Below are 25,329 nucleotides of genomic sequence, written 5' to 3'. Positions count from 1 at the left end.
TCCCGTCTCTAGCTCTGTGTGGCCTCGGCCTCGCCCGCCGCCCGCAGATAGCCGCGCAGGCTGCAAAGGGCGCGGGCCGCCAGGGCGCCGTAGCGCTCCTGCTTGCCGCGGACGCGATTTTCCAGCGGGGGCAGCACCCCCATGTTGGCCCCCATGGGCTGAAAGTCTGCGTTCCCCCCGTCGCTGACATAGTGGGTCAGCGCCCCCAGCATGGTGTCGCGGGGCAGTTCCAGCAGGGGCCGGCCCCGGGCGGCGCGAAGGGCGTTTTTCCCCGCCAGGATGCCGCCGGCCGCGCTCTCGATATAGCCCTCGGTGCCGGTGATCTGCCCGGCAAAAAAGACCTTGGGGTGGCGCCGCAGGCAGAGGGTGGGGCACAGCAGTTTGGGGGAGTTGAGGAAGGTGTTGCGGTGCATCACCCCATAGCGCATGAACTCGGCCTTTTCCAGCCCGGGGATCAGCGAGAACACCCGCTTTTGCTCGGGGAACTTGAGGTTGGTCTGAAAGCCCACCAGGTTGTAGAGGCTGCCCTGCACGTCCTCTTTTCGCAGCTGCACCACCGCCCAGGGACGGTGCCCGGTGGCCGGATCCCGCAGCCCCACCGGCCGCAGCGGCCCAAAGCGCAGGGTGTCGTGGCCGCGGGCGGCCATCACCTCCACCGGCATACAGCCCTCGTAGACCCCCACCTGTTCAAAGTCGTGCAGGGGGGCCCGCTCGGCGGACACCAGGGCGTCGATGAAGGCGTCGTACTCCTCCTTGTTCATGGGGCAGTTGAGGTAGTCGGCATCCCCCCTGCCGTAGCGGGCGGCGGCAAAGACCCGGTCCCGGTCAAGGGACTGGGCGGTGACGATGGGGGCCGCCGCGTCGTAAAAGCTGAGATAGTCCTCCCCAATCAAATCGGCGATGGCCGCCGACAGGGCGTCGGAGGTGAGGGGGCCCGAGGCGACCACGGTCCACTCGTCCGGGTCGATGGCGGTGACCTCCCCCTCCACGACCTCGATGTTGGGGTGGCGGCGCACCGCCTCGGTGATCAAATCGGAAAACCGCACCCGGTCCACCGCCAGGGCGCCCCCGGCGGGGACCCGGGTCTCGTCGGCGGCCCGGCAGACCACCGAGCCCAGCAGCCGCATCTCGGCCTTGAGCAGCCCGGCGGCGCTCTCCACCCGCTCGGCCTTCAGGGAGTTGGAGCAGATGAGCTCGGCAAAGCCGGGGTACTGGTGGGCGGGGGTGTATTTTTGCGGCTTCATCTCGCAGAGGAGCACCCGCTCCCCCCCGTCTGCGATCTGCAGGGCCGCCTCACAGCCGGCCAGACCGGCGCCGATGACCCGGATCATTCTGCCCGGTCCTCCCGCTCGTAGCCACAGCCCTCTTTGGCGCAGTAGATCTTGGCGTCCCGCCCGGTCTTTTTAAAGAGGGTGGCGCCGCACTTGGGGCAGGTCTCGGGGATGGGCAGGTCCCAGGTCATAAAGGAGCAGCTGGGGTTGTGCTCGCAGCCGTAGAACTTCCGCCCCCGCTTGGACTTCTTCTCCAACATCTTGCCGCCGCAGAGGGGGCAGAGCCCGCCGGTCTCCACGGTGATGGCCTTGGTGTTTTTGCACTCGGGGAAGCCGGGGCAGGCCAAAAACTTGCCGTAGCGGCCGGTCTTGATGACCATCTTGCGCCCGCAGAGTTCGCAGACGATGTCGGTCTCCTCGTCGGGCACCTTGAGGCGGGTGCCCTCCATGGCCTTCTCCGCCTTGTCCAGCGTCTCCTCAAACTCGCCGTAAAAGGCGTGCAGGACCTTGACCCAGTCGGCCTTCCCCTCCTCGATCTCGTCGAGGCTGCTCTCCATCCCCGCGGTGAACTTCACGTCGACGATGTTTTGAAAGTGCTCTTCCAGCAGCTGGGTGGTCACCTCCCCCAGGCTGGTGGGGACCAGCATCTTCTGCTGGCGCTCCACATAGCCCCGGCCCAAAATGGTGGTGATGGTGGGGGCGTAGGTGCTGGGGCGGCCGATGCCGTTTTCCTCCATCGCCTTGATGAGGGTGGCCTCGGTGTAGCGGGGGGGCGGCTCGGTGAAGTGCTGGCCCAAATCGATCTTGTCGGTGAGGATCTTCGAGTCCTTGCGGATGGGGGGGAGGGACTTCTCGTCGTCCTCGGCGGTGTCCTTCCCCTCGATGTAGACCTTGGTGAAGCCGTCGAAGCGGACGGTGAAGCCGGAGGCGCGGAAGTTGTACCCCCCCACCAGCAGGTTGACCGTCACCGTGTCCAGCAGGGAGGAGGCCATCTGGCTGGCGATGAACCGCTTCCAGATGAGGCTGTAGAGCCGGTACTGGTCGGGGCTCAGGGAGTCCTTGATCTGCATGGGGGTCAGGGAGGGCATGGTGGGGCGGATGGCCTCGTGGGCGTCCTGGGTGTTGGCCCCCTTGCGGGCCGAGTAGGCCCGGGGCTTTTCGGGGAGGTAGTCCTTCCCGTACTGCTTTTCAATGAAGGCGGTGGCCTCGTCCTGGGCGTCCTTGGAGATGCGCAGGGAGTCGGTCCTCATATAGGTGATGAGGCCGACGGCCCCCATCCCCTCGATCTCAATGCCCTCGTAGAGCTGCTGGGCGGCCTGCATGGTGCGCCGGGACTGAAAGCCCAGTTTGCGCGAGGCCTCCTGCTGCATGGTGGAGGTAGTGAAGGGGGGCGAGGGATTGCGCTTGCGGCTGCCCTTTTTGATGGAGTCGATGACGAATTCCCTGCCGACAATGTCCTGGTAGATGGCCTGGGCGGCCGCCTCGTCGGGGATCTCGATCTTCTTGCCGCCCTTGCCCACCAATTTGGAGGAGAAGGCGGCCTGGGAGCCCTCGACCCGGTGGCGGGCCTCCACGCTCCAGTACTCGGTGGGGACAAAGGCGCGGATCTCCTTTTCCCGGTCGACGATCAGCCGCACCGCCACCGACTGGACACGGCCGGCAGAGAGGCCCTTGCGGACCTTGCGCCAGAGAAAGGGGCTCAGCTTGTAGCCGACGATGCGGTCGAGGATGCGCCGGGCCTGCTGGGCGTTGAAGAGGTCCATGTCGATGGTGCGGGGGGCCTTCATCCCGTTTTGGATGCCGGTCTTGGTGATCTCGTTGAAGGAGACCCGGTTGGGTTCGCTCACATCCAGGCTCAAAATCTGCGCCAGGTGCCAGGAGATGGCCTCCCCCTCCCGGTCGGGGTCGCTGGCCAGGTAGACCTTGTCGCTCTTTTTGGCGGCGGCCTTCAGCTCGTTGATCAGCTTGCCCTTGCCCTTGATGTTGATGTATTGGGGGGCAAAGTCGTGCTCGAAGTCCACCCCCATTTTGGTTTTGGGCAGGTCGCGCACATGGCCCATGGAGGCCACGACACTGTAGCCCCGGCCCAAATATTTTTTAATGGTCTTTGCCTTGGCAGGCGATTCCACTATAACCAGTTTCGACAATCCATTCACTCCTCGTTTTTCGAGTGGGTTTTGCACGGCCCTCGCCGCGAATACTTCATTATAGCACCCTCCGATAGCGCCCGTCCACCCCCCGGGCAATCTGCCCGGCCAGTTCCAGCTTTGAAAGCGCCGCCAGCACCACCGGGGGCGGGGCCTGCACCCCGGCCAAGATCCCCTCGAGGGGGGCGGGGCCCGAGTGCAGCAGGGCGAGGATCGCCCCGGCCGGACCGGCCGGCACCTCTCTCGGCGGGGGCGGCGGAGCGGCCGGCTCTCCTTGAGGATGGTCCAGCAACTGGTGGGGATATACACAGACCTGCCCCCCTTCCTGCAGCAGCCGCCAAAAACCGGCGGCAAAGGGGGTGCGAATATCCCCCGGCAGGGCGTAGACCGGTTTTTGCAGGGCCCGGGCAGCGGCGGCCGCCAGGTGGGCGCCGCTCTTCTGGGCGCACTGGGGGACAAAGAGTCGGTCCCCCAGCGCCGCCAGGAGCCGGGCCCTCTGGTGGTAGGCCTGGCGGGTGACCGGGCAGTCGTCGGGGTGTTCGCTCACCACCGCGCCCCCGGCGCGGGCGATCCGTTCACAGAGGTCCCGGCAGCCGGCGGGGGTCAGGTGGCCAAACCCCGCCGGGAGGACGGCCACCGCCCTTCCCCCGGCGGAGAGGGCCCCCTCCAGCGCGGCCTGGTCCACCCCGTAGGCCACCCCGGCCACCACCGCCGCGCCCCCCTGGGCCAGGGCCCTGCCAAAGGCGCGGGCGCAGTCGGCGCCGTAGGCGTCGGGAGTGCGGGACCCGGCCACCGTCACCGCCGGGCCCGCAAGGGCCGACGGGTCCCCCTCGCAGAGGAGAAAGCCCGGCGGGTCGGGCAGCGCCGACAGCCGGGCGGGGTAGTCCTCCCCGCCCCAGCAGAGGGCCCGGCGGGAAAAGGGCGGCTCGTCCGCCGGGTCGCGGGAGAAGAGGCGCGCCCGCTCCCGCGCGGTGAAAAAGCCGTCTTCCCGCCCCCGCTGCCAGACGGCTTCGGGGGAGCCAAAGTGCGCCAGCGCCGCCTTTAGCCGGGGGTTGGCCGGGCCCAGCCCCCGGTAGAGCCAGAGGGCCGGATTCAACGGGCCATCTCCCACAGGAAGAGGGAGGCGGCCACCCCGGCGTTGAGGGATTCGCAGCCGGGCGCCATGGGGATCTCCACCAGTTTGTCGCACCGCTGGGCCACCTGGGGGGAGATGCCCGCCCCCTCGTTGCCCACCACCAGGGCGCAGGGGGACTTCCAGTCGATCTGCCCCACCGGCACGCTCTCCCGGTGGAGGGCGGAGCCGTAGACGGGGAGCCCGGCGGCCTGCAGTTCCCCCACCGCCTCGGCCAGGTCGGGGACCACCGTCAGCAGCACCTTGAAGATGGCGCCCATGGCCCCCCGCACCACCTTGTCGCCCAGAAAGTCGGCCCCGCCCTCCCCGGCGATGATGCCGGTGACCGAGAAGGCGCAGCCGCTGCGGACGATGGTGCCCAGGTTGCCCGGGTCGGCCACTCCGTCCAAGAGGAGGTAGTGGCCGCCGGGGTCGATGGGGCCCAGCCGGCGGCGGACCAGCCCCGCCCGGCAGGCGGCGAGCACCCCCTGAGGGCTCTCGACCCCGCTGATTTTGGCCATCACCCCGTCGCTGACGCAGAAGGTCGACCGGGCCGCCCCCTCGAGGGCGGCGACCACGTCGGGCCAGCGGGTGCAGGCCTCTTCGGTGAAAAAGGCGCTCTCCACCGCGCCGGAGGCGGCGGCCTCGGCGCAGAGACGGGCCCCCTCACAGAGAAAGAGGCCCGCCTCCCGCCGGGCCTTGGCCGACGAGCGCAGGCGGCAGATCGCCTTGACGCGGGGATTGTCCCGGCTGGTGATGTGTTCTGACACAGCAGTTCCCTCCTTTTGCCGCCCGCGGCGGTACGAAAACCGCCCGGTCAAATGGCTTGACCGGGCGGCAGATGCGCATATTACGCCCCTTTACAGAGCGGCCTTGGCCTTTTCGCACAGGGCGGTGAAGGCGGTGGCGTCATGGATGGCGATCTCCGACAGCATTTTGCGGTTGAGGGAGATGCCGGCCTTTTTCAGGCCGTTGATAAAGGTGGAGTAGTTCATGCCGTTTGCCTTGCAGCCGGCGGAGATGCGGGTGATCCACAGCCTGCGGAAGTCGCGCTTTTTCTGCTTGCGGCCGATGTAGGCGTACTGGCCGGACTTCATCACGGCCTGTTTGGCGGTTTTAAACAGCTTGCTCTTGGCGCCGTAGTAGCCCTTGGCCAGCTTCAGAACCTTTTTTCTTCTCTTGTGCGTCATGGTCGCTCTCTTAATACGAGCCATATCCTTATACCTCCTAGGTTTCCTTCAAAAATTCCGGCCTCTATTTAGGCGTAGGGCAGCAGTTTCTTGATGGCCTCTACGTTGGTCTTGTCGGCGTAAGCCGCTTTGCGCAGGCCGCGTTTTCTCTTGGTGTCCTTCTTGGTCAGGATGTGGGACTTGTAGGCGTGACCCCGCTTCACCTTTCCGTTTTTGGTCAGCTTAAAGCGTTTTTTGGCACCGGTGTGCGTCTTCAGCTTCGGCATCTTATATGCTCCTCCTTAAAATGTTACTTCACGGGCTTGGGGGACAGAAAGGCGACCATGCTGCGCCCTTCCATCTTGGACGGTTTGTCGACCACGGCCTCGTCGCCGATGAGCTCAATAAAGCGGTTCATCAGTTCGACGCCCAGGTTTTTGTGGGCCATCTCGCGCCCCCGGAAACGGATGGACACTTTGACCTTGTTGCCCTGGCCCAAAAACTTGTTCGCCTGGCCGATCTTGGTCTCCAGATCGTGGGTATCGATGTTCAAAGACATGCGAACTTCTTTGATTTCGACGATTTTCTGCTTCTTTTTGGCCTCTTTGTCCCGCTTGGACTGTTCAAAGCGGTACTTGCCGTAGTCCATGATCTTGCAGACCGGCGGCTGTGCCGTCGGGGAGATCATGACCAAGTCCAGATCGCGGCTGTACGCCATCTCCAACACCTGACGGGTGGGGAGAACGCCCAGCTGGCTGCCGTCGGAATCGATCGCCCGAACCTCTTTTTCTCGAATACTCTCATTGATGAGCATGTCTTTCTTAATTGCCCATACACCTCCATAAGCCCTGAAATTACAAAAGTGCGACAACACCGTTGCCGCACTTGACCAATCGCCCAAACGCGCGCCGCCCCTGTGGGGAGACGCCCCTTTTCTGATTGACCGCACCGCCACAGAAGGCCGGTGGGTGAGAACGGCAGATGTTGTTCTACTTTGTTGTCTAAACTAGTATAGCAGCCCCACCCCGCCCTGTCAACTGTTTTTTTGCGGCGGGCGGCGGCCTTCCCCTACTCCAGCTCCAGCGCCTTTTGCAGGTAGAAGGAGTAGAGGATCTTGTGGCGCACCGGCTTTTCCAGCAGGTCGCCGATGCCCTTGGTGTAGACTTGCAGCTGCACGGCGTAGCGCTCGCCCAGGGCCGCCAGGTCCTTCACCCGGTCGGTCTTGTAGTCGATGATGGTCAGCTCGCCCCCCTCTTCGAGGACGCAGTCGGCCACCCCCTGCACCAGCACCGTCTCCCCAAAGCCGGCGGCCTCGCCGTCCAACTCCCCCGCGTCCATCCGGGTGAAAAACCGCAGCTCCCGGTAGAGGCGGTCGGCCCGGGCGATGCGCCGGCCCACCGGCCCCGCAAAAAAGCTGCGCAGGACGGCGGGGTCGATGCAGTCGGCCTCAGGGCCGGTGAGGTACTGCTCCCCCCTCAGGCGGGCGATCTCCCCCTCGGGGTCGACCGCGGCGGCCCGGTAGTCGCAGTACTGCATGAACTTGTGGTGGGCGTTGCCCCGCTCGGTGGGGGTGAGCCCCCCCTGGTAGGTAAAGACCGGGCGGGTGTTGAGCCAGCTCTTGCGCCCCTTGGCCAGCTGGGAGACCGAGGCCTTGGCCGGCAGGGCGGTCAGGGCCCGGTAGGGGTACTGGTAGGCGAGCTTCTCCCGTAGCCGGGCCACCTGGGCGGGGTCGGCCGGCACCTCTTCCCGCGCGGTCTCCCGCGGGGCGGGCAGGGCGGGGCGGACCACCGCCGTCACCAGGGGGAAGGGCGCTTCCCCCGCCGGGAGGAGGACCCCCGCCCCCCGAAAGAGGCCATCTGCCCCCGGGTGCTGGGCCAGGGCCGCCAGCACAAAGTCGGCAAAGCAGCCGCTGCGGCGGACGGCGTAGGGGCTGGTGCCCCGGGCCCAGCAGGCGCGGGCATAGCTCTGGGGGTCCTTCTGGGCGGCGGTGAGGATCAGCTTCTGCTTGGCCCTCGTCAGGGCCACGTAGAGCACCCGCATCTCCTCGCTCAACGACTGCTGCACCGCCTCCCACTTGGCCGCCTCGTGCATCAGGGTGGAGTGCTGCAGAAAGTGTTCCCGCCGCCGGTAGCAGGTAAAGCCCATGGCCGGGGAGACCTGGGCCCGGGCCCGGGCGTCTTTCAGGTTGTAGCCGCCCCCCAGCCGGGAGACAAAGCAGACGGGGAACTCCAGCCCCTTGGAGCGGTGGATGCTCATCACCTGCACCCCGTTGCCCCCGCCGCCGGACTGGGCGCCGGGCAGGTCGTCCCCCCCCTCGGCCACCCGCTCCAGATAGCGCAGGAACTCCCGCGCCGAGCCGGACTGGGAAAACTCCTGGGCATAGGTGAGAAAGAGGCGGAGGTTTTCCCGCCGGGGGGCGGGGTTTGCCAGCCCACTGACCAGGTTCTCCACGTCGGTGGCCAGGTAGATGCGCCCCAGCAGCTCCCGCGCGGGGAGGACGGCCGCCAGCTCGCGGAAGTAGCGCAGGTCCTTTAAAAACCCGTCCAGCTTGGGGGTGCGCGCCGCCCCCAGCAGCCGGGCGTAAAGGCTCTTCCCCGCCCCCTTGGGCGCGCCGGCGTGGATTTCGGCCAGCTCGTCGGGGGTGAAGCCGTAGAGGGGGGAGAGCATGGCCCCGGCCAGGGCCACGTCGTCTTTGGGGTTGTCGATGCACTTGAGCAAGTCGGTGAGCATCCCGATCTCCTTGCGGCCGAGAAAGCCCTGGCTGCCGCTGCCGCCGGCCGGGATCCCCGCCAGCTCCAACCGCTCGAGATAGAGGGGAGCCAGGGTGTTGGCCGAGCGCAGCAGCACGGCAAAGTCGCCGTAGCGGGCGGGGCGGGTGACCGGGCCGTCCTTGACCAGGAACCCGCCCTCCACCATGGAGCGGATCTTCTGGGCGACAAAGTCGGCCTCCCGCTCGTCCAGGGTCCGGCGGTCGGGCGGGGGCGGCTCCTCCCCCTCCCCCGGCTGTTCGGGGCTGCCGTCCACCAGGTAGATTTCGGGCGCGTCGTCCACCGCCGCGCCGTCGTACCCGCCGGAGTAGACCAGCTCCTCCCCCTCGCCGTAGGGGATCTCCCCCACCTCCCGGCTCATGACCCGGGAGAAGAGGAAGTTGACAAAGTCGGTGACCCCCTTGGCGCTGCGGAAGTTTTGGCCCAGGGTGATGAGGGCCGGGTAGGCGCTGCCGTCGTAGGGGTGAAACTGCTCCTTCTTGGCGATGAAGATCTCCGGTTTGGCCTGGCGGAAGCGGTAGATGCTCTGCTTGACGTCCCCCACCAAAAAGAGGTTCTCCCCATTTTTGGACAGGGACTGAAAGAGGGCGTCCTGCACCCCGTTGGTGTCCTGGTACTCGTCCACCATGATAAAGGAGATGGTGCTCGACAGTTCCCCCGCCAGCTCGCTGGGGAGGATCTGCACCCCGTCGGTGGTGGTGCACAGCCGCAGGGCGTACTGCTCCAAGTCGGAGAACTCAAACTGGTTTTCGGCTCGCTTGCGCTCCTCCAACTTGCGGCCAAAGCGGCTCACCGCCCCGTAGAGGGCGGCCACCAGGGGGCGCAGGGCGTCCACGTCCTCCCGGTGCTGGGCGGGGGTGCGGCAGAGGCGCTTGTCCCGCCACTCGGCCCAGTCGGCCCGCACCTCGTCACGCAGCTCTTTGACGCGCACCTTGAGCGGGTCGTCGGCATAGCCCCGCACCGTGGGGAAACGGGCAAAGCCGCCCGCCCGCAGCCGCTCCTCCAGGCCGCCCAGGTCCCCGGCCAGGGCCGCGGCCAGGGCGCCTTGCACCAGGGTTCGGTCGCTCTCGAGCACCGGAGCCAGGGCCGCGGACAGCTTTCCGTCCCCGGCGGCGAGGTCGCCCATCTTCTCCAGTTGGGCGAGGGAGAAGGAGAGCATCTCCGCCGCGCCCGCGAGGAGGGCCCTGCCCCAGACGCTCTCCCCCGCCGGCTGGTCCCCGTCGTAGAGGGCCAGGGCGCTGTCGAGCCAGTTTTGGGGGTAGGGCAGGGACTGGAGAAAGTCGTGCAGCTTTAAGAGGATGTCCTCCAGCCGCCGGTCGCTGCGCTCGGCGTTGACCAGTTCGGCCATCTGCAAAAAGGCGGGTTCCGCCTCCTCGTAGAGCTCCTGCAGGGTCTCGCCCAGGGCCCGCTGCTTGAGCAGCCCCGCCTGGGCCCCCTCCACAATGGAGAAGTCCCGGCGGATGCCCAGGGCCGAGAAGTGCTCCCGCACCAGCTTGATGCAAAAGGAGTCGATGGTGCAGATGTCGGCGCGGGAGACCAGGGCCTGCTGGCGGCGCAGAAAGGCGCTGCCCGGCCGGGCGGCGATCTCGGCGGCCAGGCCGGTGTAGATGCGCTGCTTCATCTCGGCGGCGGCGGCGTTGGTGAAGGTGACGATGAGCAGTTCCTCCGGGCTGACGGGGGCCGTCTCGTCGGCCAGGAGGGAGACTACCCGGCTGGTGAGGACCGAGGTCTTGCCCGAGCCGGCGGCGGCGCTGACGAGCAGGGTGCCGCCCCGGTCGTCCACCGCGGCCTGCTGCCACCTGGTAAAGCGGGGCTTTTCAGCCATCTGTCACTCCCCCTTTGTCCTCTGGTAAAATTCGGCGTCCCCCTTCAGCTTGGGGCACTCCCGCCGCTCGTCCTTCTCCTCGATGAGGCAGACCCGGCGGTAGTCGCAGTAGGTGCAGGGGAGGAATTGGTCCTTTTGCAGGGGTACGGCGCCGATCTCCCCCTGGCGCAGCGCGTCCACCAGCCCGGCCATGGTGCGGCGGATGTGCCCCTCGATCTGGCCCATCTGCTCCAGCGTCGCCAGGCGGCTGTACTTGCTGAAGGTGCCGTCCTTGTTCTGCTTGACGGGGATGAAGTCCCCCGCCACCCCCGGCTCCATGGCGCGGACGACCTCCAGGTCCCGCAGCACCAGCCCGCTCTGGGTCAGCCCCTTTGAAAAGAGGGCGGCGGAGCCCTCATCCGGCTCCCCCTCCACGTCGGAATAGGTGACGGCGGCGGGCATGTAGAGGACCCCGGCGGGCAGGCTGCCGGCAAAGGGCCCCTCCCCCTGGCAGAGGGAGAAGAGGTAGATGAGCATCTGCATGTTCAGCCCGCTGTACACATCGCTCAGGGAGAAGGCCTTCCCCCCCGACTTGTAGTCCACCACCCGCAGGTAGGGCTGGCCGTCGATCTCGCAGGTGTCCACCCGGTCCACATACCCCTGCACCGCCACCTCGGTGCCGTCAGCGGCCTGCACCCGCAGGGGCGGGGCGTCCTTCCCCTCCCCCACCGGCAGCTCGAAGGCGGCGGGGAAAAACCGGCTCTGGGCCAACTCCCTCTGCAGGTGGGTCAGCAGCAGCTTGGTGTTCTCCCGCACCTTTTGCAGCAGGTACTGCTGGCGCTTGGTGAGGTTTTCCTCCCCCAACTGCTCCTTCCCGTAGCGGGCGGCGGCGGTGTCCACAAAGCCGTCCAGCTCCTCTCTGGGGACGGCGGGGAACGCCCGCCCGTAGGTCTTGAGGGCCTGTTCCAGCAGGTAGTGGATAAAGCTGCCCGTCTCCAGGGGGGAGACCTCCCCCTTGGGGGGTGGGGCGAGCCCCAGCCCCCGCTTGAGGTAGAAGGAGAAGGGGCAGTTTTCAAACTGTTCCAGCCCGGTGGGGGAGAGGTTCAGCTTGGGCCCGAAGAGGAGGTAGCTGGCCTCCCTCCCGAGGGTGAAGCGGTACCCCTCGCCGCTGCGGCGCACCCGCTCCAACCGGCGGCGCTCCGGCTCGCCCAGGGCCTGGGCCAGGGCGGCCGCCAGGGCCGGGTCCTCCCCGGCGCAGAGGGCGGCAAAGGCGGTCTCCCGGTTGGAGACGGCCTCCTCCCCCGGAAGCTCTCCGGCCTCCACCTTGAGGCCGGGGATCTTCAGGGCGGTCTCCACCAACTCGCTGGGCTCAAACTGCTCCCCCTTCAGCGAGGCAGTGTGGTAGCCGATGTAGAGCCGCTCGCTGGGGGCGCAGACCGCATTGTAGCAGTAGCCCAGCTCCCGGCTCACCGCCTCGCCGGTGTCCACGGCGTAGGCGAGGCCCCACTCGGCCAGGGCGTTTTTCTCCTTTTGGGTCAGCAGCCCCGGCGGGTCCTCCTGCAAAGGGAAGGCCCCAAAGGTCGCCCCCAGCACAAAGCAGACCCGACAGCCCTCCAGCCGGGTCTTGTCCGCCGAGCCCACGATGACCTGGTCGAGGCTGCGGGGGATGGCGCCAAAATCCCCCGCCTTGAGGGAGAGGCGAAAGATCTCGGCAAACCGGTCGATGTCCAGCGGCTGGTCCCCCAGGGTGAGATAGAGCTCGTCCAGCACCGCCACCAGGGCGTCCCACTGGGCCACAAAGTCGTCGGCCAAAGCGCTCTCCCCCAGCTCGTCCAGCCGGGCCACCTGCCGCTCCCCCAGCCGGGCCGCGCCGTATCGCTCCAACAGCGAAAAGAGGCCCTTGACGATTTTCCCGCCGGTGCTGCGGCGGCAGCTCTTTTCAAAGGCGAACAGGGGGGCGCAGACGGCCTGGCGCAGCGCCTCGACCCGGCGCAGGGTCTCGGCCCCTTCGGGGGTGAGGGGGCCGCCGAAGCCGTCGGGATTTTTTTCAAAGGGCCGCTTGAGGGCCGCGCCCGAGAGGTTCCAGGTGTAGAGGTAGTTTTCCAGGTCGCAGAGGGTCTCCTCGTCGGCGTCGGCCAGCCCCTGCCGGGCGATGAGGAGGAGGCCGTCCGCGTCCAGCCCCCGGGTGAGGGCCCGCAAGATGGCCAGCACCAGGCTGACGGTGGGCTTGGCGTAGACCGGCTGGTTCTCGTCGATAAAATAGGGAATCTCCCGCCGGTCGAACGCCTGGCGGATGGCCACGGCACAGTCGTCGGCCCGGCGGCAGAGGACGGCGATCTCCCGGTAGCGGTAGCCCTGGCGGCAGAGCCGGTCGATCTCGGCCGCAGCCCAGTCGCACTCGGCAAACCGGTCGGGGGCGGCAAAGACCCGCACCTTCCCCTCCTCCAGCGGCGCGGGGCGGCGCCCGGCAAAGGCCGCCTCTATCTGGCAGAGGTCGGCAGAGGCAAAGCGGGGGGTGTCCAGCCGCTCGGGCTCGGCCACCGCCACCCCCATCTCCCGGCAGTTGCGGGCCAGGCGGCGGGCGGTCTTGCGGGCCTCGTAAAAGGGGGAGAGCTCCCGCCCGTCCCCCTGCCAGGGGTCGTCGCAGCAGAGGGCCACCGTCACCTCCTCCGCCTCCCGCAGGATGCAGTCGAGCAGGTCGTGCTGGGGCTTGGTGAAGCCGGTGAAGGCGTCGACAAAGACCGACTTGCCCAAAAAGAAATCCCCCCGCCGGTCGATGGCGCGGTAGATCTTCCCCGGCTCGTCGGTGAAGCTGCGGTCCAAAAGGGCGTCAAAGGCGGCGAAGACGGCGGAGAAATCGCCCAGCTTGTCCTGCAGGGCGGGGCTCCCCAGGGCCTGGGCGGCCTCGTCGATGGCCTGGGGCGAGAGGCCCATGTTCTGAAACTCCTCCCGGGCGGCGATGAGGGCCGAGAGAAAGCCCTCGGTCACCGGCTGGCCGCCGTAGAGGCGCAGCTGGTCTTTGGTCTCGTAAAAGGCCGAGGCCATGAGGGAGGCCGCCCCCACCCCGGTCAGATCGGGGACGGAGAGGCCGCCGTTTTGGGCGAAGATGGTCTCGCACAGCCGGGTGATGGAGAGGACCTGCACCCGGCTGAAATCGCCGTGGGGCAGGGCGGAAAAGAGGCGGCTCTCGGTCTGGTAGGAGGCCTGTTCCGGCACCAGGAACAGCACCTCCCGCCCCTGGGCGGCCTGCTGGGCGACCCGGCTCTCCAGCAGGGTGCTCTTGCCGGTCTTGGCCCGGCCCAGCACCAGTTGCAGCATCTCTCGTCCCCCCTTTCGGCCCGGCCTCCCGCCGCCCAAAAGGGGCGGTGGGAGGGGGTGTCGTTTGCCTTTCAGGATAACACGTTTTGGCCCGCCGGGCAACCCGCGCAGGGCGCAAAAAGGCGGGCGGCCGCGACGGAAGATCTTTCCGCTGCGGCCGCCCGCCCTGGACCCACTCTAGTGGGTGTAGTGCTCGGCGCTCTTCTCGCCGGAGAAGAAGCGCTGCACCCCCTCAAACCACTCCACCACCTTGAACTTGACCTCCACCCCCTGGGCGGGGTCGATCTCCCCCGCCGCCTCGCCGTAGACCGAGTCGGGGGTCTGCTCGCTGGCGGTGGGGACGCAGAGGGGCGGGAACATGACGCACCACCAGTTGTGGCCCTGCCCCTCGCCGATGACCAGCTGCAGGGCGTCATACTCCCCTGCGGGGAGGATCGCCCGGTCGCCGTAGCGCTTGATGTCAAAGTAGAGGTTTGTCACCCCGGCGCGCACCGGCTCCTGACAGCCGTTTTCCCGCAGGGCCGCCTCGGCGGCCTCCTCGATGGCGGGCAGCTTCTCCCGGATGGCGTCCAGGGCCTCTTCCTTGTCCTCGAGATCGCCGAAGAGCTCGTCGGAGCGGGCCAGCACCGCGTCGCGCACCTGCAGCTTGAGCGCCTGGTCCTCCGGCGAGTCGGAGTTGGCCACGATGTGCAGCCGCACGGTGTTCTCGCGGATGGCCTCCACCGACTCCCCCTCTGCGGACACCGCCGCGTAGAAGATGCAGAGGACCGAGGCCAGAGCCAGGGCCCACTCCCACTTGTGGACTTTTGCAAAACGCTTCACTGAAAACGCCCCTTCCGATTTGTCTGGGGAGAGTATGGAGCGCTCTTTTTCAAATTATACCTGGAAAATCAAATTTATTTTGCCGCCGGCAGAGCAGGGGATGAAGATGGAGAAGGGGGCCGGGGGCCTTCCCCGCCCCATCGGCGGCCATTGCCCCTCGCCGGTGCGGGGGGCCCTTCTGCCGCTGGACCGTTGAGGGCGCGCGCCCGGCCCGGCCCCCGTCGGTCCCTAGACCGGCTGTCCCCGGCGGTCGGTCACCCCAAAGGGGGCGGGGCGGCAGAGGGCGGTCTGGGGGTAGACTTCCCGCAGCGCCGCCTCGGCCCGGCGGGCGGGGCCCTCCCGGTCAAAGAGGCCGAAGACCGCCGAGCCGCTGCCGCTCATGCAGGCCCCCAGCGCCCCCCCTTCCTCCATCCGACGGGCGATTTCCCAGACCGCCGGCGGCACCACCCCCGGCAGCTGCATGGCGTTTTTCAGGGCCTGTCCCAGGGCGAGCAGGTCCCCCGCCGCCAGGGCGGCCAACAGCCGCTGGATGTCGGGGCGGGGGGGATCTTCCGCTCCGTCAAAGGCGGCAAAGGCCGCCCCGGTGGAGACCCCCTCCTCCGGCTTGGAGAGGAGGAGAAAGCAGTCCCCCAGCGGGGGAAGGGGGGTCAGCTTTTCGCCAAATCCCCCCACCCGGGCGGTGCCCCCCAGCACCAGAAAGGGGATGTCGGCCCCCACCCCGGCCCCCACCTCGCAGAGCTGGGGGGTGGTGAGCCCCGCGCCGTAGAGGGCGTTCAGCCCCCGCAGCACCGCCGCGCCGTCGCTGCTGCCGCCCCCCAGCCCCGCCTGGGCGGGGATCCGCTTTTGGATGTGGATGGCGCAGCCGCCCGTCAGGCCGGTCCGCTCAAAAAAGGCGCGGGCGGCCCGGTGGGCGATGTTTCGCTCGTCGCAGGGCAGGGTCGGGTCGTCCCCGGTGAGGGAGATGCCCGACGGCGTCCGGCGCAGGGTGATCTCGTCGCAGAGGGTGATGGTCTGCATCACCATGTCCATCTCGTGGTAGCCGTCCGGACGCCGGCCGAGGATGTCCAGAGACAGGTTGATTTTGGCGTTGGCCCGCAGGTGCAAACCGTCCATGGGCGCGCCCTCCTCTCGCTTTTAGTGTTTGGTGAGGATGTTTTTGGAGACGCGGATGGCCCCCACCGGGCACATCTCGTGACAGCAGTAGCAGCGGATGCAGCGCTCCCTCTGGATGCGGGCCTTCCCCCCTTCCAGGACAATGGTCTGGGGCGGGCAGCTCTCGGCGCACTTCCCGCAGCCCACGCAGGCGGCGGTGTCGATGAGCGGCCGGGGGGTGAAGAGGGTGCGCATCACCCACCTGGCCGGGCGGCGCAGGAGGGCGGGCACCCCGGCCATAAAGTCCACGGTGGAGGAGCGGGGCCGCTGAAAATGGCGGTTTTGCAGGGCGCCCTCGTCCCCCGTCAGCGCCACCTCCCCGCCAAAGAGCCCCCGCTCCCGGGCCAGCCGCACCGTGGCCACCTGCTCGGGGGAAAAGCCCATCAGCCGGCAGAGGCACTCGTCCACGGCGTAGGGGCTGCAGCCGCAGAGGGTCAGCCCCACCTGCTTTTTCACCCCGCTGGAGGGGCCGTCCCCCTCCATGCACTCCACCGCGTCCACCAGCACCAGATCGGGCCGCACCGCGCCGCAGAGGTCCAGGAGCATCTGGGAGAAGTCCTCGGTCTCGGGGAAGCGGTAGTGCATCCGCGGCTTTTGCAAGCCGGGGATGCTGCCGAAGAGGTTTTTCACCCCGCCGGAGAGGGTGGTCATGCAGTGGGTCTTGCACTTGGCGACATCCACGATGAAGTCGGCCCGGCAGATGGGGGCGATGACGGCGAACTTCTTGGCCTTCACCCCGGCGGGGTTCTCCCGCTCCCCCTCCCCCAAATCGAAGTTGAGGCGGGCGCCGGTGTCCCGGGCCACCTCCTCCATCCCGCAGGCGCGGTAGATGCCCCGCAGGGCGCTCTCGGTGTAGGGGCCGCCGGGGCTGTCGGCAATGACGATCTCCCGCACCCCCAGCTCCTGCAGGCAGACCACCGCCGCGTAGACCAAGTCGGGGTGGGTGGTGGTGGCCCCCTCGGGGGCCCGCTTCATCAGCAAATTGGGCTTGACGAGGGCGCGGGTGGCCGGGCCCACCTGCTCCTTTACCCCCAGGGCCGCAAAGTGGCGGCGGACGGCGGCCACCGCCTCCTCCCGCCCGTAGCGCGGGGTCTTTATCACCGAAACCAGTTCAGCAGACATCTTCCGATCCCCCATTTCTCAAAACGGGCCGCGGCCCCTTCGGTCGCGGCCCGTGCCGTTTGGTTTTTTGGCGGGGCGTCCTCACCCCTGCCGCTCTTCCAGAAATTCGCCGATGCGCTTGATCGCCTTTTTCAGGTGGGAGAGGGAGTAGGAGTAGCTCACCCGGATAAAGCCCTCCCCGCTCTCGCCGAAGGCGTCCCCCGGCACCACCGCGATTTTCTTGGAGTAGAGCAGCTCCTCGCAGAACTGGGCGGAAGACATCCCGGTGGAGCGGATGCAGGGGAAGACGTAGAAGGCCCCCTTGGGGGTGAAGCAGGGCAGCCCCAGCCTGTTGAAGGCGTCAACGATGTAGCGCCGGCGGCTGTCGTACTCCTCTTTCATCTCCTCGATGCTGTCGTCGCAGTTGTTGATGGCCTCCAGCGCGGCGTACTGGCTGACGGTGGGGGCGCACATGATGGCGAACTGGTGGGCCTTTTTCATCTGGGCGAGGATGGGGGCCGGGCAGCAGGCGTAGCCCAGCCGCCAGCCGGTCATGGCAAAGGCCTTGGAAAAGCCGTTGACGGTGATGGTGCGCTCCCACATCCCCTCGATGGCGGCAAAGGGGGTGTGTTTCAGCCCGCCATAGGTCAGCTCGGCGTAGATCTCGTCGGAGAGGACCATCACGTCGGTCCCCCGCAGCACCTGGGCGATCTCCTCCAGGTGGCGCCGCTCCATCACCGCGCCGGTGGGGTTGTTGGGAAAGGGCAGCACCAGCAGCTTGGTGCGCTCGGTGAGGGCGTCCTTCAGCTCCTGGGCGGTGAGGCGAAACTCGTTTTCCTCCCTGGTGGGGATGGGCACCGGCACCCCGCCGGCCAGCTGGACGATGGGGGTGTAGCAGACAAAGCTGGGCTCGGGGATGATCACCTCGTCCCCCGGATCCACCAGGGTGCGAATGGCGATGTCGATGGCTTCGCTGCCGCCCACCGTGACCAGGATCTCGTCGCTGGGGTCGTAGGTGAGGCCGTCGAACCGGCGCTGCAGGTAGCGGGCGATCCCCTCCCGCAGGGGGGCCAGGCCGGCGTTGGCGGTGTACCAGGTCTTGCCCTCTTCCAGGCTCTTGATGCCGGCCTGGCGCACTGAGTAGGGGGTGTCGAAGTCGGGCTCCCCCACCCCGAGGGAGATGACCCCCTCCATCTCGGCGGCGATGTCGAAGAACTTGCGGATGCCGGAGGGCTTCACCTGCAAAATTTTGTTGGAGAGGATTTTGTTGTAGTCGATCACAGGTTGGTGAGTCCCCTTTCATCGCGTTTTTCACCGCAAAAGAGGATGTCGTCCTCCTTGTATTTCTTGAGGACAAAGTGGGTGGCGGTGCCGGTCACCCCGTCGATGGTGGAGAGTTTTTTGGCCACCATCATGGCGATGTCCTGAAAGGTCTTGCCGGAAATGTGGACCGACAGGTCGTAGCCGCCGCTCATCAGGTAGAGGGAATCCACTTCCTTCATCTGGGCGATCTTGTCGGCCACGTAGTCAAAGCCGCAGTCCTTGCGGGGGGTCACCTTCAGGTCCACCAGGGCCTCCACATGGTTCTCCTCGGTCTCCTCAAAATCGATGACCGCCCGGTAGCCCTTGATGACCCCGTCCTCTTCCAGCTGGCGAAGCCGCTCTTCCACCTCCGCCTCGCTCTGGTCCAAAAGCAGCGCCAGCTGCGCCACCTCCATCATGCCGTTGCGCCGTAAGATCTTCAGTAATTTGTCCATCCGTCACTCACTCCTTCACGTCTTTTTTTCCGCCCCCCGGTAAAAGGGGCCGATTGAGTAAACAGTATACTCCCTTTTGCCCCTCCGCACAAGGGGGGCGCGCCGGGCAAAAACCCGTTGCCGGGCGCATTTTTCTGCCCCTGCACGGTGTTTTTGGGCGGGGAAATATGCTATAATGGCCGCATGGCGATATTCGCCGGGGCGGGCCCGGCAGCCGGCTGCCCCTCCCCCCTGTTTTGGCGGGGCGGCGCGCCGGCGCACGGCCCCCCTTTCCCCCCGCCGCGGGCGCGCTGTCTGCGCCGGGGGCCCCATCTCTTTTTGGCAAGGAGGTCTCTTTTTTGGAAAGCATTGTACGGGTGGCGGCGCTCACCTCCCGCATCTCCCTGGGGGACATGCACAAAAGCGCCGAGGCCCTGATCGAGGCGGCCCAGCAGTTGGGGGATCGCGCCCCCGACCTGGTGCTGCTGCCCAAATACACCCTCACCGGCGGCTCGCTTGGCGACCTGGCCCAAAACGGCCAGTTCGCCAAGACGGCCGGGGAGCTGCACCCCTATCTCGGCGCCAAGCTGGCGGCGCTGGGGGGGCTGTTCCTCTTCACCGCCCCCGCCCCCGGCGGGGAGCGCGCCTACCTCTACCGGGAGGGACAGCTACTGCTGGACCTCCCCGCCGAGACCGAACTGGGCCGTCCCCTCCCCACCTTCTCGGTGGGCGGCGGCACCGCCGCCCTCTTCTTCGGCGACCCGGCGCACCTCTCCCTCTACGCGCGGGAGATCGCGGAGAGCGGGGCCGACCTCCTCCTCCTCTGCGCCTGCGAGCCCGACCGGCTGGGCTACGGCGACCGGGTGCTGCGCCAAATCAAGGAGGTCAGCGCCGCCCTGGGGGTCTGCTGTGTCCTCTCCCAGGGGGGGGAGGGGGACTCGTCCGCCCCCCGGCTCTACACCGCCCAGACCGCCGTCTTCGAATGCGACCGGCTGCTGGCCTTTGCCCAGGCGGTGAGCGGGCCCCCCGCGGCCGTCTGCGATGTGGATCTGGACATCATCGCCGGGTACCGGCGGGGGCAAACCCTCCCCGCCTTCCCACGGCCTGAGCCCGCCTTCTCGGTGCCGGTGCGCACCGGCGGCAAAAAGCTGCTGCGCCCCCTGGGGCAAAACCCCTTCATCACCCGCCCCGAGCAGCTCGACGAGCTGTTCTCCCTGCAGGTCAAAAGCCTGGCGGTGCGGATGGAGAACACCGGTATCAAGGGGCTGGTGGTGGCCCTCTCCGGCGGGCTGGACTCCACCCTGGCACTGCTGGTGGCCGCCGGGGCCTGCGACCGGTTGGGGCTGCCCCGTTCGGCCGTCACCGCGGTGACCATGCCCGGCTTTGGCACCTCGCAGCGCACCAAGTCAAACGCCGAAAAGCTCTGCGAGGCGGTGGGCGCAAAACTGTGCAAAATCCCCATCGGTCCGGCGGTGGAAGCGCACTTTGCCGACATCGGCCACGACCCCCAAAGCCACAACGTCACCTTTGAAAACGCCCAGGCCAGGGAGCGCACCCAAATTTGCCTGGACATCGCCAACGAGACCGGGGCCCTGGTGGTAGGGACCGGCGACCTGTCGGAGGCGGCGCTGGGCTTTTGCACCTTTGGCGGCGACGCCCTGGCCAACTTCAACGTCAACATCTGCCTGCCCAAAACCCTGGTGCGGGCCGTCTGCCGGCGGCTGAAGGAGCGCTTTGCCAAGGCCGCCCCCTTCATTCAGGACATCCTGGACACCCCGGTCAGCCCGGAGCTGCTCCCCCCCGACGAGTTCGGCAACATCGCCCAGAAGACCGAGGAGATTTTGGGGGAGTACGACCTGCTGGACTTCATCCTCTACCACCATCTGCGCTACGGCCTGTCGCCGGAGAAGATCTTCTACTACGCCTGCGCGGCCTTTGGCGAGCGCTATACCGGCGCCTACATCAAGGAGAAGCTGGGCCTCTTCTACAAGCGGTTTTGCGCCTCGCAGTTCAAGCGGGTCTGCGCCCCCGAGTGCGCCGTCATCACCGACGTCACCCTCTCGGGCGGGGCCTTCGCCATGCCCGGCGACATGGGCTCCAAAACCTTTTTAGAGGCGGTGGAGGCCATTTCGGTCTGACCCCCGTCACCCGTCTGTTCGCCGCCCCGGCGAGCGGCCTTTCAAAATAGAAGCAAAGTGAGGAAGAAAAGATGAAAGCTGTTATCTCTGTTATCGGCAAGGACACCGTGGGCATCCTGGCGGCCGTCAGCACCGTCTGCGCCGAGGCCAACGCCAACGTGCAGGACGTGACCCAGTCCATCCTGGGGGACATCTTCGCCATGATCATGGTGGTGGACATCTCCAAGTGCAACCTGGAGCTCTCCGAGCTGCGCGCCCGCCTGGAGACCCTGGGCCAGGAGCGGGGCCTGCAAATCAACCTGATGCACGAGGACATCTTCAACTCGATGCACCGCATTTAGGGAGGGCGGCTCATGATCAGCACCAACGAAATACTCGAGACCATCAAGATGATCCAGGAGGAGAGCCTGGACATCCGCACCATCACCATGGGCATCTCCCTGCTGGACTGCGCCGATTCCGACATCGACCGCTCCTGCGAAAAGATCTACCAAAAAATCACCACCCGCGCCCGTGACCTGGTCAAGGTGGGGGAGGAGATCGAGGGCAAGTACGGCATCCCCATCATCAACAAGCGCATCTCGGTCACCCCCATCGCCATGCTGCTGGGGGCCAGCGGCGGCGACCCGGTGAAGTACGCCTGCATCCTGCAGCGCTGCGCCGAGACGGTGGGGGTCAACTTCATCGGCGGGTACAGCGCCCTGGTGCAAAAGGGCTTTGGCCCCGGCGATTTGGAGCTCATCGAGTCCATTCCCGAGGCGCTGCGGGTCACCGACCGGCTCTGCTCGTCGGTCAACATCGGCTCCACCAAGGCGGGCATCAACATGGACGCCGTCCGGCTGATGGGCCAGATCATCCGCCAGAGTGCCGAGAACACCGCTGACCGCGACTGCGTGGGCCCCTCCAAACTGGTGGTCTTCTGCAACGCGCCGGAGGACAACCCCTTTATGGCCGGCGCCTTCCACGGGGTGGGCGAGCCCGACTGCGTCATCCACGTGGGGGTCTCCGGCCCCGGCGTGGTGCGGGCCGCCCTCTCCAAGATGGAGGGGGGCGACCTGACCGACGTGGCCGACCTGATCAAAAAGACCGCCTTTAAAATCACTCGCATGGGCCAGCTGGTGGGGGCCGAGGCCTCCCGCGCCCTGGGGGTGCCCTTCGGCATTGTGGACCTCTCCCTCGCCCCGACCCCGGCGGTGGGGGACAGCGTGGCCCACATCCTGGAGGAAATCGGGCTGGAGCAGTGCGGCGCCCACGGCACCACCGCCGCCCTGGCCATGCTCAACGACGCGGTGAAGAAGGGCGGGGTCATGGCCTCCTCTGCCGTGGGCGGCCTCTCGGGCGCCTTTATCCCGGTGTCGGAGGACGCGGGGATGATCGACGCCGCCCGCTCGGGCTGCCTGCTGCTGGAAAAGCTGGAGGCCATGACCGCCGTCTGCTCGGTGGGGCTGGACATGATCGCCGTGCCCGGCGACACCTCCGCCGACATCTTGAGCGCCATCATCGCCGACGAAGCCGCCATCGGGATGGTCAACTCCAAGACCACCGCCGTGCGGATCATCCCCGCCATCGGCAAAAAGGAGGGCGAAGAGCTGGAATTCGGCGGCCTCTTCGGCAGCGCCCCCATCATGAAGGTCAACTACGCCTCCCCCGCCAAGATGATCGCCCGCGGCGGCCGCATCCCGGCCCCGCTCCAAAGCCTGAAAAACTAGCGAAAGGGCAGCGGCCGGTTTGCAGAGCAAATGCCAGCGCAGCGCTTTGGCAAGGCCGATGCCGCCAAGCAAACGGAGCCCGTTTGCGGGGCCGCGCTCCAGAGCCTGAAAAACCAGCGAAAAAGGGCGGCGGCCGCTCGGCCCCTCCCAATCGCAAAAAAGCCACCCATCCGGGTGGCTTTTTTGTTTCGGCAAAGACGGCCGCTCTATCTCTCCGAGGTGGGCTACCCCAGTTTGCACAGGGGGCCCTTCCCCGCTGTCGGCAAAAAAAGCCGCTCTCCCCCGGTTGCTCTCGCGCATAAAGTCCCTCAGGGCCTTTCCGGCATACCCCGAATGATCCCCCAGATGGCCACCTGCACCCGGTACTGGACAAACTTCTTCAACACTTCGCCCGCCAATCCGGTGCGGAGGTCAAAAAAAATCCGGCGAGGGCTCCCTTTTCGATGGCGAGCCTGTGACACCCCACCCCAATTGCCGTCGCCGCAATCACGTCCCGGGCGGACGGCAGGTCACAGATGGCCCCCTGCGCCCCTTCCAGCACGGCGATAGACCCACCGCCAACAGTCTATATCGCCCCTTTCATCTCTCTCCTCTCTGTGAGCGCCCTGCCCGCAAGAGGGCATTTTGCCAATCGAAACCACCGGTAAAATGGACGGCTTGCATCGGCCCCGTTGGGGCGTCACACCGGCTCAGCCCCGCAAGGGGGCATCGCAGATTTTTGTTTGCACTGCGCGCGCCGCCGGCAAACCGGCAATTTCGGATGCCGGTTTGCGCCATCCATCCCCAAAATCGCTTTTCCTTTTGTACCTCCGGTCCTTTCTTTCAGGGAGCCCTGTGCGGAAAGCGATCTGTCTCCCCGGCAAAATCGGGGGTTGGGGGGCTAGAGTTGCCACAAAAAAAGAGGGGGGTACCCCCCTCTTTTCTCTCCCGATCAGTCGTAAAAGGCGCTGTGGATGGCGGAGACTGCCCGGTCGGCGTCCGCCCGGTCGATGATGACCGAAATCTTGATTTCGCTGGTGGAGATCATCTTGATGTTGACGCCTGCATCCCCCAGGGCGGCGAACATGTCGGCGGCCACGCCGGGGTTAGACTGCATCCCCGCCCCCACGATGGAGACCTTGGCGATGTCGTCCTCGCTGTAGATCTTGGCGCCGGGGTAGCGGTGGCCGTGCCGCTCCAGCACCGCCAGGGCCTCGTCCTTCTGGTCGTCGGAGATGGTGAAGCTGATGGCCTGGAAGCCGTCCTTCGGGGGGGTCTGCAAAATGATGTCCACGTTGATCTTGTGGTTGGAGAGCAGGGAGAAAATCTTGAAGGCGGTGCCCGGCTGGTCCGCCACCCCGTCCACCGTGATGCGCACCACGTGCTCGTCCTTGGCCACGCCCTTGATCAACATCTTTTCCATCTTTACATCCTCCTTCACAATGGTGCCCGGCACCCGGCTCAGGCTGGAGAGCACTTCGATCTGCACCCCAAATTTTTTCGCCATCTCCACCGAGCGGTTGTGCAGCACCTGGGCGCCCAGGGTGGCCAGCTCCAACATCTCATCAAAGGAGATCTCGTCGAGTTTCTTTGCATTTTTCACCTTGCGGGGGTCGGCGGTGTAGACCCCGTCCACGTCGGTGTAGATCTGGCAGGTGTCGGCGTGGAGCGAGGCCGCCAGCGCCACCGCCGAGGTGTCCGACCCGCCCCGGCCCAGGGTGGTGATGTCGTCGAACTTGTTGAGCCCCTGAAAGCCGGCCACCACCACGATGCTGCGCCGGTCCAACTCGGCCTGCAGCCGCTCGGTGTCCACCCGGTGGATGCGGGCGTTGGAGTAGTTGCTGGTGGTGAAAAAGCCCGCCTGCCAGCCGGTCAGGGAGATGGCCGGGTAGCCCATGGCCTCAATGGCCATGGCCAGCAGGGCACAGCTCTGCTGCTCCCCGCTGGAAAGGAGCATATCCATCTCCCGCTTGGAGGCGTTGGGGTTGAGTTCCGCCGCCTTTTCGATCAAGTCGTCGGTGGTGTCCCCCTGGGCGGAGACCACCACCACCACACTGTTGCCCGCCTTGTAAGTGTCCGTGACGATCTGCGCCACATTGCGCACCCGCTCGGCATCCCGCACCGAGCTACCGCCGAATTTCTGCACGACCAAAGCCATGGGAATCCCTCCTCTTTCTTCTCATCACTCTTATATCTATTCGCAGACGCGCACCGTTGCCCCCTGATTGTCGGGGCGAAGTTTGACCAGTTCAAAGGCCCGGGTCTCCTGCTGGGCCTGGAGCAGGGCGGCCGCCCGGTCGCCAAAGGCGGCGTTCTGCGCATCCACCAGGGCGAGGATGGTGGGGCCGGCGCCGCTGACAAAGACCGCCAGGGCCCCGCACTCGTAGGCGATGTCGAAGACTCGCTGTCCCCCCTCGATCAGCCCCAGCCGGTAGGGCTGGTGCAGCCGGTCCCCCGCCGCGACCCGGATGTTTTCCAGCTTGCCGGTGCAGATGGAGGTGGCCATCAGCGCCGCCCGGGAGAGGTTGTAGACCGCGTCCTTGTGGCTGACCTGGGGCGGCAGCGCCGCCCGGGCCACCTCGGTGGAGAGGCTGAAATTGGGGATAAAGGCCGCAAAGTGCATCCCCTCGTCCAGTTCCTTTTTCACGTAGTAGACGTGCTCCTCCTCGAGCACGGCGGAGACAAAGCCCCCCAGGATGGCCGGGGTGGAGTTGTCGGGGTGTCCCTCCAGGTGGGCGGCCATGTCCACCAGCTCGTCTCTGGCGAGGGGCTCGCCCAGCAGGGTGTTGGCCCCCAACAGCCCCCCCACGATGCAGGCCGAGCTGCTGCCCAGCCCCCGGGTCATAGGGATGTTGTTGACCTGCTCGATGCGCAGCCCCCGAAAGGGGCGGCCCACCCGCTGATACAGGGCCTTGGCGGTGCGGTAGATGAGATTGTCCTCCCCAGTGGGGACGGGCCGCCCGTCGCGGGAGGAGATGGCCGGGCCGTCCCACTCCTCCATATAAATTTCATTTTGCAAATTGAGGGCCAGCCCCAGCGAGTCAAAGCCTGCGCCGATGTTGGCGCTGGTGGCCGGCACGGTGATGTGGATCACGAATGAGTCC

20 protein-coding genes are annotated in these 25,329 nt (G+C 66.8%); 3 read left to right on the top strand and 17 right to left on the bottom strand.

Features of this window, described 5'->3' with window-relative positions; translation table 11 throughout:
* Positions 1–8: 8 nt before the first annotated feature.
* From trmFO to KQI11_RS08310, 14 genes are all read right to left on the bottom strand, one after another.
* A complete protein-coding gene (trmFO, locus tag KQI11_RS08375; RefSeq protein WP_216401802.1) occupies positions 9–1,331 on the bottom strand; it encodes a methylenetetrahydrofolate--tRNA-(uracil(54)-C(5))-methyltransferase (FADH(2)-oxidizing) TrmFO in 1,323 nt (440 codons plus the stop codon).
* A complete protein-coding gene (gene topA / locus KQI11_RS08370; protein WP_216401801.1) occupies positions 1,328–3,418 on the bottom strand; it encodes a type I DNA topoisomerase in 2,091 nt (696 codons plus the stop codon). Before topA ends, trmFO begins: the two co-directional genes overlap by 4 nt.
* A 58-nt stretch (positions 3,419–3,476) precedes the next feature.
* On the bottom strand, positions 3,477–4,514 hold the full coding sequence (locus KQI11_RS08365) for a DNA-processing protein DprA (RefSeq protein ID WP_216401800.1): 1,038 nt from the start codon (positions 4,512–4,514) through the stop codon (positions 3,477–3,479).
* The gene (locus tag KQI11_RS08360; RefSeq protein WP_216401799.1) at positions 4,511–5,299 is read right to left on the bottom strand and encodes a TrmH family RNA methyltransferase; all 789 of its coding nucleotides are present in this window, start codon (positions 5,297–5,299) and stop codon (positions 4,511–4,513) included. Before KQI11_RS08360 ends, KQI11_RS08365 begins: the two co-directional genes overlap by 4 nt.
* Before the next feature lie 90 nt (positions 5,300–5,389).
* On the bottom strand, positions 5,390–5,743 hold the full coding sequence (rplT, locus tag KQI11_RS08355; RefSeq protein ID WP_216401798.1) for a 50S ribosomal protein L20: 354 nt from the start codon (positions 5,741–5,743) through the stop codon (positions 5,390–5,392).
* 44 nt (positions 5,744–5,787) lie between these two features.
* Positions 5,788–5,985 (bottom strand): 50S ribosomal protein L35, encoded by a 198-nt coding sequence (gene rpmI, locus KQI11_RS08350; protein WP_021661506.1) that lies wholly within the window; start codon positions 5,983–5,985, stop codon positions 5,788–5,790.
* Positions 5,986–6,008: 23 nt separating this feature from the next.
* The gene (gene infC / locus KQI11_RS08345; RefSeq protein ID WP_185914876.1) at positions 6,009–6,512 is read right to left on the bottom strand and encodes a translation initiation factor IF-3; all 504 of its coding nucleotides are present in this window, start codon (positions 6,510–6,512) and stop codon (positions 6,009–6,011) included.
* A 254-nt stretch (positions 6,513–6,766) separates the two neighbouring features.
* Positions 6,767–10,291 carry a UvrD-helicase domain-containing protein gene (locus KQI11_RS08340; RefSeq protein ID WP_216401797.1) on the bottom strand — a complete coding sequence of 1,175 codons (3,525 nt, stop codon included), beginning with the start codon at positions 10,289–10,291 and terminating at the stop codon, positions 6,767–6,769.
* A gap of 3 nt (positions 10,292–10,294) precedes the next feature.
* Entirely contained in the window at positions 10,295–13,588 is a 3,294-nt protein-coding gene (locus KQI11_RS08335; RefSeq protein ID WP_216401796.1) for a PD-(D/E)XK nuclease family protein, read from the bottom strand.
* A gap of 177 nt (positions 13,589–13,765) precedes the next feature.
* The gene (gene spoIIR / locus KQI11_RS08330; protein WP_216401795.1) at positions 13,766–14,410 is read right to left on the bottom strand and encodes a stage II sporulation protein R; all 645 of its coding nucleotides are present in this window, start codon (positions 14,408–14,410) and stop codon (positions 13,766–13,768) included.
* Between the two features lie 228 nt (positions 14,411–14,638).
* Positions 14,639–15,523 carry a 4-(cytidine 5'-diphospho)-2-C-methyl-D-erythritol kinase gene (gene ispE / locus KQI11_RS08325; protein WP_216401794.1) on the bottom strand — a complete coding sequence of 295 codons (885 nt, stop codon included), beginning with the start codon at positions 15,521–15,523 and terminating at the stop codon, positions 14,639–14,641.
* A 21-nt stretch (positions 15,524–15,544) separates the two neighbouring features.
* Positions 15,545–16,684 (bottom strand): DUF362 domain-containing protein, encoded by a 1,140-nt coding sequence (locus KQI11_RS08320; protein WP_216401793.1) that lies wholly within the window; start codon positions 16,682–16,684, stop codon positions 15,545–15,547.
* Between the two features lie 81 nt (positions 16,685–16,765).
* On the bottom strand, positions 16,766–17,944 hold the full coding sequence (locus KQI11_RS08315) for an aminotransferase class I/II-fold pyridoxal phosphate-dependent enzyme (RefSeq protein ID WP_353653949.1): 1,179 nt from the start codon (positions 17,942–17,944) through the stop codon (positions 16,766–16,768).
* Complete coding sequence (locus KQI11_RS08310) at positions 17,941–18,420, bottom strand: Lrp/AsnC family transcriptional regulator (protein WP_021661514.1); 480 nt, start codon at positions 18,418–18,420, stop codon at positions 17,941–17,943. Before KQI11_RS08310 ends, KQI11_RS08315 begins: the two co-directional genes overlap by 4 nt.
* Positions 18,421–18,758: 338 nt before the next feature.
* Between KQI11_RS08310 and nadE the strand changes: the two genes are divergently transcribed.
* The 3 genes from nadE to KQI11_RS08295 all read left to right on the top strand — a co-directional run bounded on the left by nadE (position 18,759) and on the right by KQI11_RS08295 (position 22,246).
* Positions 18,759–20,537 (top strand): NAD(+) synthase, encoded by a 1,779-nt coding sequence (gene nadE, locus KQI11_RS08305; protein ID WP_216401792.1) that lies wholly within the window; start codon positions 18,759–18,761, stop codon positions 20,535–20,537.
* A 71-nt stretch (positions 20,538–20,608) separates the two neighbouring features.
* Complete coding sequence (locus KQI11_RS08300) at positions 20,609–20,878, top strand: ACT domain-containing protein (RefSeq protein WP_021661517.1); 270 nt, start codon at positions 20,609–20,611, stop codon at positions 20,876–20,878.
* A gap of 12 nt (positions 20,879–20,890) precedes the next feature.
* A complete protein-coding gene (locus KQI11_RS08295) occupies positions 20,891–22,246 on the top strand; it encodes a PFL family protein (RefSeq protein ID WP_216401791.1) in 1,356 nt (451 codons plus the stop codon).
* 308 nt (positions 22,247–22,554) lie between these two features.
* On the opposite strand, the gene KQI11_RS13515 is transcribed toward KQI11_RS08295, so the two are convergent.
* The 3 genes from KQI11_RS13515 to thrB all read right to left on the bottom strand — a co-directional run bounded on the left by KQI11_RS13515 (position 22,555) and on the right by thrB (position 25,319).
* On the bottom strand, positions 22,555–22,707 hold the full coding sequence (locus KQI11_RS13515; RefSeq protein WP_353653948.1) for a DUF4180 domain-containing protein: 153 nt from the start codon (positions 22,705–22,707) through the stop codon (positions 22,555–22,557).
* A 470-nt stretch (positions 22,708–23,177) separates the two neighbouring features.
* Complete coding sequence (locus KQI11_RS08285; protein ID WP_216401789.1) at positions 23,178–24,383, bottom strand: aspartate kinase; 1,206 nt, start codon at positions 24,381–24,383, stop codon at positions 23,178–23,180.
* 36 nt (positions 24,384–24,419) lie between these two features.
* A complete protein-coding gene (thrB, locus tag KQI11_RS08280; RefSeq protein WP_216401788.1) occupies positions 24,420–25,319 on the bottom strand; it encodes a homoserine kinase in 900 nt (299 codons plus the stop codon).
* Positions 25,320–25,329 lie beyond the last annotated feature (10 nt).

It is taken from the genome of Acetanaerobacterium sp. MSJ-12 (assembly GCF_018917875.1).
GTDB classification, from domain to species: domain Bacteria; phylum Bacillota; class Clostridia; order Oscillospirales; family Ruminococcaceae; genus Bittarella; species Bittarella massiliensis.
Note: the sequence above shows the minus strand (reverse complement) of the source record. Positions and strands in the feature narration are given on the sequence as shown.